General features: G+C 46.0%; 8 protein-coding genes. All 8 read right to left on the bottom strand.

Translation table 11 applies throughout. The annotated features are described in order from the left end of the window. Positions 1 to 53: 53 nt before the first annotated feature. Complete coding sequence (locus ACQ4MX_RS00930; protein WP_431088810.1) at positions 54 to 2,393, bottom strand: GH36-type glycosyl hydrolase domain-containing protein; 2,340 nt, start codon at positions 2,391 to 2,393, stop codon at positions 54 to 56. A gap of 262 nt (positions 2,394 to 2,655) precedes the next feature. Then, on the bottom strand, positions 2,656 to 5,127 hold the full coding sequence (locus ACQ4MX_RS00925) for a glycoside hydrolase family 2 TIM barrel-domain containing protein (RefSeq protein WP_431088809.1): 2,472 nt from the start codon (positions 5,125 to 5,127) through the stop codon (positions 2,656 to 2,658). A gap of 16 nt (positions 5,128 to 5,143) precedes the next feature. Beyond that, positions 5,144 to 7,621 carry a glycoside hydrolase family 3 N-terminal domain-containing protein gene (locus ACQ4MX_RS00920; RefSeq protein WP_431088808.1) on the bottom strand — a complete coding sequence of 826 codons (2,478 nt, stop codon included), beginning with the start codon at positions 7,619 to 7,621 and terminating at the stop codon, positions 5,144 to 5,146. Between the two features lie 258 nt (positions 7,622 to 7,879). Further along, positions 7,880 to 9,655 (bottom strand): sensor histidine kinase, encoded by a 1,776-nt coding sequence (locus tag ACQ4MX_RS00915; RefSeq protein WP_431088807.1) that lies wholly within the window; start codon positions 9,653 to 9,655, stop codon positions 7,880 to 7,882. Further along, on the bottom strand, positions 9,652 to 11,247 hold the full coding sequence (locus ACQ4MX_RS00910; protein WP_431088805.1) for a response regulator: 1,596 nt from the start codon (positions 11,245 to 11,247) through the stop codon (positions 9,652 to 9,654). The genes ACQ4MX_RS00915 and ACQ4MX_RS00910 overlap by 4 nt, the downstream gene beginning before the upstream one ends. 165 nt (positions 11,248 to 11,412) lie before the next feature. After that, positions 11,413 to 12,966 carry a DUF5597 domain-containing protein gene (locus ACQ4MX_RS00905; RefSeq protein WP_431088804.1) on the bottom strand — a complete coding sequence of 518 codons (1,554 nt, stop codon included), beginning with the start codon at positions 12,964 to 12,966 and terminating at the stop codon, positions 11,413 to 11,415. A 153-nt stretch (positions 12,967 to 13,119) separates the two neighbouring features. Further along, complete coding sequence (locus ACQ4MX_RS00900) at positions 13,120 to 14,679, bottom strand: ABC transporter substrate-binding protein (protein WP_328799920.1); 1,560 nt, start codon at positions 14,677 to 14,679, stop codon at positions 13,120 to 13,122. A 92-nt stretch (positions 14,680 to 14,771) separates the two neighbouring features. Next, entirely contained in the window at positions 14,772 to 15,656 is an 885-nt protein-coding gene (locus ACQ4MX_RS00895) for a carbohydrate ABC transporter permease (RefSeq protein WP_328799919.1), read from the bottom strand. Positions 15,657 to 15,662: the final 6 nt, after the last annotated feature.

Below are 15,662 nucleotides of genomic sequence, written 5' to 3'. Positions count from 1 at the left end.
CACATCGATAGCCAAACCTTTAGGCCGCAGATCCCACAACGACTTTCCGTTATTCATATGACGACTTTTGTGTTCGAAGGTTTGGGCTTAAGAACAACTTCTACAGAATGGGTCCGATCATCCTGAAAGAGAGGCAGCAGATTTCCATTGATAAGGCTTCCATCCACCTGTATCTCGGGTTGTCCTTCAGACAACCGTGATGAGTTCCGGATGGTAATATCATAACGTGTGCCACGGAACTCCCTAAATACCTGGGCTTCCTCCCAATCTGCCGGGAAGCAAGGGTCAATCCGGAGACCATCATAATCCCGCTTGATCCCCATAATTCCCTCCAAGAGGGACATGAGTCCCCATGCCGAGGTTCCGGTTGTCCATGATTGGTAGGACTTCCCATAATATTTGGGGTGAATTGAATAACAATTAGTGAAGACATACGGCTCCGCTCCAGATTGTGTGGATGGATTCGCTTCGCTGTCTGGAATGATCTTCAGCAATGTACGTAGGGCTTCTACTCCCCTGCCTGCCTTGCAATCCGCCATAATTTTGAAACCGGTTGCGTGGCAGTAAACTCCGCCGTTCTCGAATAGCCCGGGAAGCATGCCGGCCATTCTGCCTACATGGGGAGAATATTCCGTATAGGGAGGCATATTGATCGGGAAACCAAAATCATGCTCCATGCTGTCCATGGAATCCAGCACCTTGGGCAGCTTCTCTTCATCCGGAATATCAGCTAGTACGGCCCACGATTGTGCGTTAATATAGATTGTGCTCCCCTTGCTGTCTTTGGAGCCGATATTCTCTTCTTTGCTAAGAGCGCGCATATACCAGCTTCCGTCCCAAGCCATTTCGTTAATCGCATTGCGGAGGATATGGTACTGTTCATCCAAGTACCCAGCATAACCTGTGTCGCCCAATCGCCGGATCAACGCTGACAACTCTTTCAGGGCATAACAAAACTGCTGGGATAGCATGACAGATTCCGCATCCGGGTCCGTTGTAATATTCAAGGCATCGTTCCAATCCGCGAAGAAAATCCGCACCAGGCCATGTTTCCCTTTATCTTCAATCAACCGGTTGACTGCAGCCTTTACATGCTCCAGCATCGTTGCCGAGCCTTCATCCTGATATTCGATCTCCATATCCAGAAGAGAATAATCTCCGGTTTCTTTAATCAACTCACACACCGCCCAGATAATCCAGAACGGCTGGTCTGAGTAACGGGTAGCATCATATGGATACCAAGTCAGCACAGCATGTCCTGCCTTAAACTGATGCCGCAAGCATTCTATAATTTCCTCCTTGGCCCTTTCCTGTCTGTAATTTAGAAGGGCTACGGCAATCTGAAGATTATCCCGAACCCCCTTCTTGCCGACTATGCAGAAGTCAATCTGTTTTTTCACCCATTCGTTCATAAGCACGTTCAACTTCTCATGAGGCGTAACAATATGGAGGCCAGCGTATTTGCACTTCTGGTGCTCCTTTGTTTCCAGTAGTGCTTGTTCGATACGGTCCCTGTTGCTGTATTGCTCCATCGTTTGAACCGCTTCTTCCAACGATTCACTGACGCCCAGCACATAATACAGCTCCTTCTCTTCACCAGCTGCCAGTACCAGCTTGTTCTGCAAGACCCCACCGAGGTTAACAAGCGTTGTTAGAGAATTTGTGCAATCTTTCCCCTTAACTACAACGTCAGGCCGCTGGAACAACGGTGCCGGCATGGCATCCAATCTGGTATACGACCCCAACTCCCCCAGAAACTCACCAAGATTGCCATCAAAGGCGTGGACGGTATCCGAGCAGGCGATATAACCGTTATATCTGTTATGGGGCGCGAAGGGATGATTGGACTGGCAGTAAATACCATTCAGCCTCTCATCAAAGAAGGTTTCACAGCTCCTGTACATTTCGTAATACCGCGGGTAATTAAAGCCTTCAAGCTCAAAGCTCACGGTAGAGAATACGCTGATATTCTTAACTTTATCCGTATTATTCCTGACCTTGACTACCCATACCTCGTTATAGCCTTCATGCGGGACCAAAAGCTTCCAGGAAGCATGGACGCCGTTCTTTTGTGATTGGAGAATGGAATATCCAATATTGTGCTCACATGAGAAATCCTCGACTTCTTCATTTAATGGGCCTTCCCCTATATTCCAGTACACATTGGCGTCATCATCGCGCAAGTACAGGTATTTGGCATCCTGATTATTGATCATACACATGTCTGCTTTTGAATTGATATAATAGCTTCGGCCATGCCCAATTTGGGAAACTTGTGTGCAATATCCTTGCTCGCTCCACAAATAATTGTACCAATGCCTCGGGGGCCGTGGCGTATTAATAATACAAGAGTTACCTTTATCAGAAAAATGATGAATTTTATCTACTTTCATTTTCTCACTCCTAGTAAACGGTTATGGAAATAGAGGAATTATTTTCAACATAGAGCGGTAGTCTGCTGTTATACATAGGAATCTGACCTAGTTTTTCACAATGGTCACAGGTAGCTTTCCGCTGGGGTTCTTCTTTCCCGTTAATATATTCATAATGGCTTTAGCGCCGGAAGCCCTGAATTAAGACCGCTTTACTGTACAGCTCATTTATCTATATTTTTTGTTTTGGCTTTAATTTCAGACCGCACCTTTTCAGTTAGTATTAGGCTGTCTGTACATTATGTTCTTCTATCAAACGTACCGGGATCTCAATGGATGCAGCAGCCAACCCGTCAATATCAATCTTCAATGTTGACAAGCCAGGTTCGTAGCCTGCACGGACAATGGCAAGCAGTCTTCCCTTATACGAAGTAAATTCCCCTTTTGTATAGTTCTCAGTTGTTTGCGGCCTACCCGTGCCGAACGCTGCCAGTGTCACTGCTCCTTGAGCCTTGGCTGTCGCCTTAAAATCGGCTGTTGGCACTAATCTACCTTCCGCATCAATGATTTCGACAACTACATGAATCAATGATTGACCATCTGCCATAAGCTCTTTCTTGTCTGGAATCATCCGGATTCCTTCGGGTTGACCTGCCGATACTAGCTTATCGGTTGAAATGCGCTTTCCTCTCACTAAGCTTACTGCTTCTAATATGCCTGGTTCATACGTAAGTTCAAAATTAGTTGTATATTGATTTTCCTTTCCGGCCGGCTTTCTGCCAAGACTTACCCCATTCAGAATCAGTTCCACTTCCTCGGCTGCGGAGTAAACGTCTACCTGTGTCGGGATACTCTCTAAACCTGCCCAACTCCAATGATGCTCGCATTCTGGCCACCCCCATCTACTCAGAACTTCCATCTTTCTATAGTTTCCCGGATTTCTCGTTGCTATGAAGGTCTCTTGAGAACCCCATACGATTCTGCGGTAGGCAAGCTGAGGGCGTTCTAAGCCACAAAGATCGAAGTCCGCATTATTGGCTACACGCCAAGGATAAGGGGAACTACCAATGCTTATATTTGTGTCCACAACCTCTTCGGAATCTACATACTTCGCTTTTCCAAGTCCCGCTTCGCCAATGTAATCATGGCTTGTCCATACGAAATCACCAATCACATGAGAAAATTGTTCCACATCATGCCAGTACTTGTCGCACTGAAGGGGCATGCTTTCTGTTCCGCAGATCACACGGTTCGGATATTTCTCGATAGCATTGCCGTAATGATAGTTCATGTAATTATAACCGACGACGTCTAGCGGGGCAGCGAAAGCTTCCGTATAGTCAGCCCAGACCTTCATACCGAATTCGGTATCATAATTGATTGTGGAGCCTCCACCTGCTTTAAATAGCTGAGACAATTCCTCGTAAAAGATTGCGGTCTCTTCATCGTCAAGTCCATTAAAGAGAGAGCATAACGAATTCGTGACCAATCGAGTTGGATCGAACTTACGCACTTGAGCCGCTAGTTGAGCTCCCAAACGGTAACCGTCAGACATTCCCGCCCGTTCAGGCACCTCATTGCCCGTAGCCCACATAATTACGCTCGGATGGTTCCGGTCACGAAGCATAATTGTTTCCAGATCTTTCGCCCAATCCTCTGCGAAGTATAGACTATAGTCGTGAGTGTTTTTCTCCATTGTCCAAACGTCGAAAGCCTCGTTAATAACTAACAGTCCTAAACGGTCACAAGCATCAAGTAAATCTCTTGACATCGGATTATGTGCAAATCGAATAGCGTTAAATCCGTTATCTTTGTGAAGTTTCATTTTCCGGAATTCACTGTCCTTAAACGAAGCTGCACCGAGAATGCCATTGTCATGATGGACGCAGCCGCCCTTAAGCTTAAGAGAACGCCCGTTTAACATAAAGCCATTGTGTGGATCAACGGATATCGTTCGAATACCGAAGTGGGTGCTATCGTGATCAAGAACTGACTCTTTGTCGGCTAGATCTGCTGTAATTCTATACAGATTAGGGCTATTGATATCCCACAGATCCGCATGTTCAACCGCCACTGTTACCCGGCCGACAGCCTTCTCTCCAGCAGGCACATGCACTTTCACCCGACCGGTCCCCGCTTCGGTTCCGGATGCTTCCTTCATCATCTTGATGTTCAACCAAAGATCGGCGGCAGCAGCTGTAGAATTCTCAACCGTCGTTTCGACAATGACAAAAGCGGTTCCGTCTACAATATGGGAGGTATGGGCAAAAATCCCCCACGGAGCGATATGTACCTTTGGAGCGACAAGCAAATCGACATGGCGGTAAAGACCCGAGCCCGAGTACCAGCGAGCATTCGGTTGTGCTCCGTTATTGACAATAACCATTAGGTTATTGAGTTTGCCCGGCTTCAAATACGGTGTAAGGTCAGCATGGAAAGGAGAATAGCCGTAACGGTGTCTCGTAACAATATGCCCGTTCAATTTAACCGTTGCATTCATGTACACACCGTCAAATTCCACCAGAACCCTTTTATTAGCATATGCTTCGGGAATGTCAAGAACCTTGGTGTAGGTTCCGATTCCTCCGGCGTAATAACCTGTTAATGATCCTCCAGGCGCTTCTGGTTTCGTATCTGTCTCAATCATGAAGTCATGCGGCAAATTCACGGTTCTTCCTGGCTGACCTAAGTCTGGCATTGAAGATGGCGTTCCATAGATAAACTCCCAAGCCCGGTCGATGTTTTCTCTTAACATATCTGACCTCCAGTTTTTATTGTTCTGTAATTGTTACTTTCGATGAAAATGCCTTTCGTTCAACAATAAGTTTTTCACCTATAATCTCAAAGGTGCCTTTTAATTGAATATCTTGGGATGAAGCACCTATAAACACTTCCATCTTTCCTGGTTCCACAACCTGATTCATATCCAGGTCATGGAATGCCAATTGCTTCATATTTACTTTGAAAGTGACTTTCTTTGTTTCTTGGACATCCAATTCAACCCGTGCAAATCCAACCAGCTGTTTCACAGGTCTTACAACACTGCTCACTTTATCCCGGATATAAATCTGTACCACTTCATTTCCAGTAACCTCTCCCACATTCTTCAGCTTAAACTCTATGTTCAACTCTCCGTCCGCTTGAACCGTGCAGTCTTGTTTTAATTCGCTGTATTCAAATTGTGTGTAACTTAATCCATGTCCAAATGGATATAACGGTGTATTCATGCTGTTATCAATATATTCAGCCCATTCATTAATTTCGACATAGAGTGGTAGTCTGCTGTTATACATAGGAATCTGACCTGCTTCTTTGACAATAGTCACCGGCAGCTTTCCACTAGGATTCTTCTGTCCGGTAAGGATATTCATAATGGCTTCGGCTCCAGACTGTGCAGGCAGCCACGAATAAAGGACTGCTTTACTGTATTCGCTTACCAATGGAGTAGCTAATGGACGGCCATCAACAATAATTGAAATCACCGGTTTATTCAACTTAAATACTTCTGCCATCATTTCCAGTTGAGAATGTTCAAGACCAATGTTGTGATTATCTTTGTTTTCACCGCAAGTCGCTTCAGGATCAATCATGCTTTCTTTACCGCCTAAAACGGCAATGACGATATCCGCCTGTTGCACCGCAGCTTTTACCGCTTCAATCCCTCCGTCGATAGCTTTGGAGATATTGCAGCCTTTGGCGTGCAGTACATGATCTTTCCCAAGCTCTTTCTCCAACACATCTTTAACCGATTCACAATCCGGATAGAACATTTGAACAAATTCTTCATTCGTTTTATAGACTCTTTTCGAGGAATCTTCAGAAGCTAAATTCTGTCTGATCATATTCATAATGATTTCTCTTTGTTCAGGGGTGGGTTGGTCATCAAATTCAATTCCCATCGATTTTAATGACTCTTTATTGTCGGTTATGGCCCCTGTATAAAGCATTCTCAGGAAGCTGTCTTCTTCGGATTTGTCGAAATCACTACTTCTTGTGTTGGCCGATCCTACCGATGAATAACCGCCAAAGAAGTTGGTTTTGGTGTCTGAGGCGGGGCCGATCAGTGCTACTTTCAGGCTCTTTTTGAGCGGCAAAATATTGTCCTCATTTTTCACCAACACCATCGATTTCTCCGCAATCTCCCGTGATAACTCCAAATTCTCCGCTTTTTTAATTTCATATAAGAAATCGCCGTCTTCATAAGGATTCTCAAATAGCCCCAACCTGAATTTGGTCTCAAGAACTCGTCTTACGGAATTATCTATATAGGCTTCTTCCAGTTCGCCTGATTCAACTGCCGCTATTAAATGCTGATAACATTGGTTGCCGGGTTGTTCTACATCTAATCCGGCTTTAAGTGCTAGAATAGCTGCTTCTTTATGATCTTCTGCCACTCTATACCGTAATGTTGCATGCGTGATACTGCCATAATCAGCCACAACCAAGCCATTAAATCCCAACTTGTCTCTCAGAATATCGGTAAGCAGCCACTTTGACGTAGACACAGCCTGGTCATTTAAAATCCCATAACTATTCATGATCGCTTTCACGTCCGCCTCATGAATAGCCGCTTCAAAGGGGAAGCAATAACTATCCAACAATCTTCGCTCGTCGACTTGCTGTTCTCCGCCGCCTCTTCCCCCTTCAGCATTACCATAACCGACAAAGTGCTTAGCGGCAGCCATGATCTCATGATCACCTTGGACGCCTTTGACGAACGCCACGCCCATTTGCGCAACTAAATAGGGGTCTTCTCCATAGGTTTCGCCGATTCTTCCGAATCTCGGATCCCGTCCCAAGTCGAACAGGGGGGAATGCACAGCCTTGAATCCATATGCCCTTAGTTGTTTTTTGACGACCTCACCCATTTTTTGTGCTAACGCCGGCTCCCAGGCAGAAGCAAGATTAAGAGACTGCGGAAAAGTAGTTGCGCCTGGGATCTGCGCCCCTGCTATCCCTTCACTATGAAACAGCGCAGGGATACCTAATCTGGTTTCTTCAACAAGAAACTTTTGTATGCCCTTTATTGTCTCCTTATCCTTCTTATTGTCACCCGTTAGGGAGTCGTTTAAATAACTGATGGTACCAATGCCATCTTTTAATTTACCGTGTCTAGTATCATACACGGTTTCTCCACCATATGAATTTGCACAAGTTAACTGGGCCACTTTCTCCTGCAGTGTCATTCTTCCAATTAAATCTTCGACTCTCTCATGAATAAATTTACTGGCATCTTTGTAAATCATCATTCTTCCCCCCAAAAAATTAAAGTTTCCATCAACTGTGAAGATGTTTTAACTCAAGTTTACTCTGAGCCTGAAAGCCAGCTCTACTCCTTGAACGACGTTTCGTTATTCATTCCACGACTTTATGTGTACTGACAGCCTCGCAGGGTTAGGGAGCCTTAAGAAATAACCATGTACATACTTCTTTCTACTTATTGTAAAACTTTGCAGGACCAGCACTCTACGGGGGAAAGTTTTGATTTTCTTCGTTTTTTTAAGCGCTTACTTTTTGATTGACTTGGGAAGGCGGATCCATACAGTGGTTCCTTCACCAGGTAGGCTGGTAAAGGACAATCCGTACAACGACCCATAGTTCAGTTGAATCCGCTCTTGAATGTTCTTGATGCCAAACCCGCCCGTGGTTTTGCTAACAGGCTTGATTAACAAAGCCTCCACTACTGCTTCCACCATGCCGATGCCGTCATCGCTGATCTCCACGACCAGATCGCCCTTCTCCTCCATAGCTGATACCTGGATTATGCCCGTCTCCGAATCTTTCTCTAAAATGCCGTGCAGAATCGCATTCTCGATTAAGGGCTGCAGCATGATTTTGGGCACCTCACAGCCCAGCAGCAGCGGTGAAACCTTCAAGCTCAGTGTAATCGCACTATTAAATCGCATGTTTTGGATCGACACATAGGATTCAATATGCCGCAGTTCACTCTCCAAAGTGACGGTCTCACTGCCGTTCGACAGGCTCAAACGATAGAACAAAGCCAGCCAGTCTACTACTTTGGATATCTCCTCATTACCGGATTCAATAGCCATAACATTGATTAGATCCAGGGTATTGTAAAGAAAATGCGGGTTAATCTGTGCCTGCAGTGCCTTCAACTCCTTGTTCTTCACTTCGCGCCCGAGCGTGTAGGTCTCCTCCATCAACCGCGATACATTCTCCACCATCATATTAAAATTAGTTGTTAGCTCTCCGATCTCATCTTGGTTGGCTGGAAGCGGTGACATGCGTAAATTGCCGTCCTTGACCTTGCGCACATGCCGAATGAGCTGCCGGAGACGTTTGGTTGCCGAACCAGCAATAACGAAGGACAGAATAAAGGTAAGGGGAATAATGAATAAAAAAATTAAGATCAGCCGATTGCGCATCCGGTTGCTGGATTCCAGTATGTCCGAGTAGGGCACAATCATCGCTATACTCATATCCGTCTCAGGGATTGCCTCCAGTCCAAGCAGGATTTGCTGCCCATTGAACTCTACAGTGTCGATTTCCCCATCGGCTGGAACCAGAGACAGCATATCCTTAAATTCCTTGGAGGTATACAGAAATTCACCAGAGGTGCTTAGAACATCACCGCGGTTATTGAATAAGACTACGGAGGTAGACGGAGTGGCAACAGCATGTTCCAACACGGAACGAACTGTGCTTTGCGAGATCCGGGCACGCACAAGGCCATCACTCACCTGTATATTGTGCGCATTTGGAATGACTCGCAGGACGGATACTTCATCGCTGCCCTCTTCCTGTTCAATAGCGGAGGAAGGCAGCCAGGTGAAGACGGAATGGGAAGCGATAAAGTTCTTGAACCAGAGGCTGCTCTCCAATTTGTCCATGTTCAAATAGTCGGGACTTTCTGTGGCTGAAGCAAGCCCCTGCTTCATATAGAGCTGAACAGTTTCAATATCCGAATTGTAGCGGGATTTCACCAGTATCCGGTCGAGCCTTCTGGCATCCGTTCCCCAGAGATTGATATCCTCATACCGTCTCGGATCTTCGGCTACCAGAGTCTGAACGGTATCATTGAAGGCAATGAAGTTCAACACTTCATTAACTGTCTCTGCACGGTAATGCAGGTAGGATTTAGTTTCCTCCAACATTTTGTGGGCCGAAGTCAACGCTTGCTTCTCCATTTCATTCGCGGTTAACAACAGATGCAGGACGAGCAGCAGGGCCAACGGGATAATGATCACCAGCATATAGGAAGCGAACAGCTTATGCCGGATGCTAAAATCAGCGAACGCTCTCCTGGACTTCAGTTTCATTTGGCCATCCTCTCCCGGTACTCCGAAGGCGTGCAGCCTGCGCATTTTTTGAAAAAGGTGGTAAAGTAATTGGCATCGGTGAAGCCGGTCCGTTCTGCAACCTCATACAACTTCAATTCCTTGTCCAGAAGTAGTTCCTTGGCCTTTTCCACTCGCAGCGAGGAGATATATTCCTTGACGGTGCCCCCTCTCTGCTTCTTGAACAGGGAGCAGAGATAAGTTTCGCTCAACGCCACATGATCAGCAATATCTCGAATTGTGAAACCCCTTTCATGAAAGTACTTGTGAATATAATGCAGAATCTCTCTCATTTTAGCCGAGCTACCTTCCCCTTCCGGCGGTACCAGGAACAAGTCCAGGAAGGAGAGGATGTATTTTTCCATGCTTGCCAGGTCGGGAACACGGTCAATCTCCTTCCAGATATACCGCCGCTCCATGTCCTCATCCGTATCCGTAAACCCCATTTGCACAGCTGTATCGAGAATGACCAGCAAGAGTTGGAAATAGGAATCCTTGAGCCGGACAATATTCAGATCACGTGCTGCCCTGGCCTGCTTGGTCCAATTCACAATAAGACTGCGGGCAGCTTCCAGTTCCCCCTGCTTCAGAAGTCCGCGCAGACTGCGCACCATGTTCCAGTCGGTAGCAAGTGATCGGTTGCCACCAAGTGCATTGGCAAAGATTAGCCGATCACCCTCGCTGTAATAATGCAGACTGCACACATCGAGAGCAGTTCTGTATGCATTCGGAATTTGCAACTGTTCTTTTACCGACTCTCCGACCCCCATACAGAAACGGATATTGCTGCCTATGATCCCGGCCGCTTCGGCGTAGAGATCCTCCAATACCTTACGTTGTTCCCGGTAGCTGCAGCCGAAAACCCCCGGCAGAATAAAGATTAAAAAATTCCGTGAATCGAAACCGCAGATGCCTTGCAGCGAAGCCAGCTTGTTATTCATATTCAGCTCCCGCAACACTGCCTCTTGGACTAGCCTCGGATCTTTGGGATATTGCGGTGGCTGCCAGTACATGCACGATGCAAGCACAGTATACGGTCCTTCCAGAGGCAAAAGAAAGGTTTCTCTACTCTCCAAAGCCTTCGACACATGGAGCGAATCAGGAACTGAAATAAGTTTGCGGACCATCTCCTGTCTCAGATAAGGCAGACCTTCATCATAGGCCTCCTGCAGTTGGCGCTCCTCCATTCGCTTTTGCTTATCCTTTTTTCTGGACTCCACTGCCTCTCGAACTGCCTCCCTCACCTTATCTAGATTGATCGGCTTTTCAATAAAGTCGAGAGCATTCAGCCGGATCGCTGACATTAGATATTCCTTGTCCGAGAATCCGCTCAGGAACAATAGCTTGCATGAAACATCAATCTTACGAAGCTGTTGCGCGAATTCTATACCATCCATCTTCGGCATCCGGATATCACAGAGCACGATGTCGGGACGAAAGCTCTGGAACCTCTCCAGAGCAATCATGCCATTGCGGGCCGTTTCCAACTCATTAATACCCAACTCCCCCCAGGCAATATGCTTGCACAGCATTTCCCTGGTTCTCTCTTCATCCTCTACGATCAGCAGCCTCATGATGTGCTCACTTCCCCTACGACGTTTTCATTCATTATATATCAACAACGCTGCTCCCATCCCCTTCATTCCTTCACTCCGTCTTCTTCTATGGATTCATCATTGCCTAGGTTCTCATTATGACTCCGACATCGTTATCAATAGCTTAGCAGAGATTCAAATTGTTCAACGGTATTGATACATTTCCACACAAAAGGCGGATGGATTGCTGCCGACTGCTAATCCATAAGAGGCTTCGTCCCCATTCAGAACACGCCCCCGGATCCATTTGTCTTTAACGAACGTTCCTTCCTCGATGCTAATGTAGTCCACTTTGGAAGTGTCGCCGCGCTTAGGCAGAAATTCAAATGAACATCCAATGCCGACTAAAATAAATTCGTTATCCGACGCTTCGATTACGAGGCCGCCTGACACCGGTTTCCCTTCCTGTCTGCGCTGATAGTTTACTTTCAAATCATATTTGGTGAAAGACAATATACAGCCGGGCTCATGATTTTGAATAAATCCCGTCATTTTTCCTGTACCGCGGTACTTCTGAATGATCGCCTGCATATTGCCGAGAAGCTCGTAGCTGCGTGCGAGGTAGGGGCCGGTTCCATTTGAAACAAAGGCAGAAAAGTCGATATTCAGAGCTAAACCCAATTCGATATTTGCGTTGTCATTTGAAGGAGGGGCAAAGATGCTTTCAATGCCAAAAGGAGAAAAACACAAGGCATTATGTTTTCCAATCGCATAAAATACGTTTGTCACTGAAGCGACGTCTCTTCTAGTTTCGGGAATAAACAAGGGGTTGTCGTTCCCGGCCGTATACTCCTCACAAATCTCGGCAAAATTGGGAACATAAATATCCGGCGCATAAAGACAGATGGTCGGAGCCGTCGCTTTCCAAATCTGCATGACCTTTGCTATCGGCCCCCCGCTAGGATAAGATCCGGGCTTCCATGGGAATTGCTCAAGCCATGCATTCACGAACATAGGAAGAGCGTACTCATCAGAACCACTGCTAGCGATTCGTTCGATGGCCCGAGCGTAATGAAAAGCCATAAAGTATTCTTCCGCATCATCCGCAAACGCCTCCTTCCATGAACCTACCTTGCCAAAAATCGCAGCCAATTCATCGGGTATCGAGTCGTTGAATTGCTCGTTCGCATGATCGGAGTAATCACGGTCGCTGCCCAAGAATCCGATTTCATTCTCAACTTGCACCATGATAACGGTATGGCGATCTCCATCCGCTTTCTTCAGATGAGCCATGAAATATCTGAACGCAGCCGCATCAGCTTCAACGGCTTTCTCACATAATGGCGATATCGTATCGGAAGATTCTTTATTCTGATATACCGCCCGAAAGTAGGTCTCGTAGTCCCTTTTAACCCAGCTTGGAACATATGAGGATTTTCCGTTCTTCCATAACCCGAACCATAAGAATACCAGTCGCAGGTTTTCTTCCTGGGCTTGTTCAATAATTCCATCAACAAGATGAAAGTCAAACTCCCCCTGCATCGGTTCGATCAGTTCCCAATAGACCGGTACGATTACTGTATTTAAGTGTAATTCTCTAAGTTGAGGCCAAACCTTATGCTTCATATAGTTCAAGTCAGAGGCACTGGAGTTATGGATCTCCCCTGCCAGTGCAATAAATGGATTTCCATCGACATACAAATTGAATATCCCATTTTCCTTCTTTAACTGAGGCATTAAGCTAATATTACTCATCATCTCTCACTCTCCATTTGATATTTATTACAAGCGATTCTCTCAGTTCGTCGTATACTAACATCTGCCAAAAGAAGCGCAGCTTGCCTGCTGCGCTCTTCAAAAAGTACCATGACCGGTAACTCATTCATTTCCCTATTCGACGGTGATCAAATGTTATTTCTTCTTTGCCAGAAATTCTTCAGCCTGGGTCTGCACCTCTGCTTTGACCTTATCCAGACCAGCACTGTTCAGATTTTTGGCCAGTTCGTCAAATGCTTTGTCTACATCCTTGACTGCGCCGATATAGATTGGATTGGCATATTGTGTCGAAGCATTGGCCAAGTTTGCAATCTGCGTCTTGACATTCTCCGAGTTGAAGGAGAAGCCTTTTAATGCGAAGTCTGAGGTATTATATTCGTCCTGTTTCTTCCAAAAGTCAATATAAGTCTGTGGCCAAGTACTCATCGGCTTAAACAAAGCCTTATTTACGAACCAGAAGCCCGCAGCATCCGGAGGATAGGTATTTGTATCGGCTGTTATCCCTTCCGGCAGCCCGATTTTATCGTCTGGTGTGATGACGTAGTTCTTGCCTTCGATCCCGAAATAAGTCAAATACACATAAGAAGGATCTTCCATAATAAGGTCGAACGCCTGCATCACACGTTCCGGATTTTTGGAATTGGCCGCAATGGAAATTCCAGCTCCTATATAATTTCCAATTGGGACCTTACCATTTGGCATCAAGGACGGAATGATATAGGTTTCAATTCCTTTCGCTTGAGCAGCTTCTAGGGTGGATGCAATATCTATGCTGTTGCCAAACGCTACCGCAGATTTGCCTTCCACAAAATTATCCTTGGAGCGGATCTTATTTGAATATGGATTTTTGTTAACATAACCTTTGTCATACCAGTCCTTCATGATGCCGGCAGCATATTTTTGTGCGCTTAGGTAAGGCTCCTCTACCATGCTGTAGATTTTCCCAGTCGGATCTGTAAAATCGTAAGCTACTCCTTGAGCCAAAGGACCGCCTCCGAAAGGACCGCCTGTATAGCCAATTTTATCACGCATCAGCTGTTGATACGGTGTCGGAAGATCAACCTGAGAGTCCAGGTTTAGGCCGATCATATTCGGATGGTTTTTCTTAACAGCTTCCAGATAAGGACCAATTTCAGAGAGGCTCTTCACCTCGGTAAGGCCTGCTTCCGCCATAATATCCTTGCGTAGTACAGCCACAAAGACATTGCTGTCCGGAGTGGTTTTTGGAATCATAAAGATTTTACCGTTAATCTTGGCCTCTTCCCAAGCTGTAGGATCAATAGCAGCCGATTTCTTCGGCATATATTTGGCTATATCCTCAGGCTTAAGTTCATAAAAGGCTCCTTTATTCGCTTGTTCGACATAATAATTCCAATCTGCCGAAAAGATAAAATCCACATCTTCGCCTGAGGCCAACAACAATGGATACTTCGACTGCACATCCCCCCAGCCGATGTAATTCAGATCAATGGTGGCATTGATGTCTTTTTTCAGCTTTTCATTGAGCTTCGCGAGCACATCCGGCATACCCTTCGGTGCTTCACCGAGCAGGTAACCCTTCAGCACAACCTCCTCTTTCTGATTCGGTTCTGGCCTTGTGGCGGCATCGTTGCTACTCGAGCAGGCAGACAGCAGCATCGTCAGTGACAGCAACGTTGTCAGGATCAACATAACTTTTTTCTTTACTTTTCTCACTCTTATTCCCCCTCTGAAAATCGCAATTATATATAAATCCCCATTTATGCAGGATTCACAAACGTATTGCCTCTGCATCCGCACAGTAGGGTTTACCCTTTTACGGCGCCAATTGTAATACCTTTTACGAAATACTGCTGAAGGAACGGAAACAGAATCACAATTGGTCCTGTAGCAATCACTGTCATAGCAAGCTTGAACGTTTCTTTAGGCGTGTCAAGAGCCGACATATGTTGGGCCATAGCCGCAGACATGTTCATTGAAGACAACATTTTATAGAGTAAATATTGCAATGGCACGTATTGCTCCTTGTCAGTGAACATCATCGGGGTCCACCAGTCATTCCAGTAGGCCAGAATGGTGAACAAACCAATAGAAGCGAGTGCGGGCTTGCAGAGCGGCAACACCATCTGCCAAAAAATCCGAAAGTCTCCCGCCCCGTCAATTTTGGCCGATTCCACTAGCGGCTCTGGCACAGAGCCCTGTATGAAGCTGCGCAGAATCAGCACATACATAACATTGAACATGGGGAGCAAAATTAGTACTGCAAGAGTGTTCTTCAGATGCAAATAACTGGTGATCCAGATGAAATAAGGGGCCAATCCACCGTTAAACAATGTGGTGAAGAACAGAAAAAACGCTAGTTTATTCCGGTACTTTACTTCCTTACGGTACATTACATAGGCCGCCATCGTGGAGAACAGCAGCGAAAGCACCGTTCCAACCACCGCCACGATCAGCGAGACGCGGTAAGCAGAAAGAATCTCACCGGGATTGCGGAAGATGTAGGCATAGGCATCCAACGAAAAGCCGCGTGGCAGAAAGGAATAACCCTTGGCTAAAACCTGCCCTTCTTCCGAAATAGAGCCGGAGATTAGAACGATAAAAGGCATCAAACATAGAACTGCGATAAGCGAGACAACAATGTATGAGAAGGCCTTAAAGACGGGCGCCGAATTCAATTTGTTTTTTGTCATAAAGAT

This window comes from Paenibacillus sp. 8b26 (assembly GCF_050626875.1).
Classification (GTDB): Bacteria; Bacillota; Bacilli; order Paenibacillales; family Paenibacillaceae; genus Paenibacillus.
This window is presented reverse-complemented; position numbering and strand designations above follow the sequence as displayed.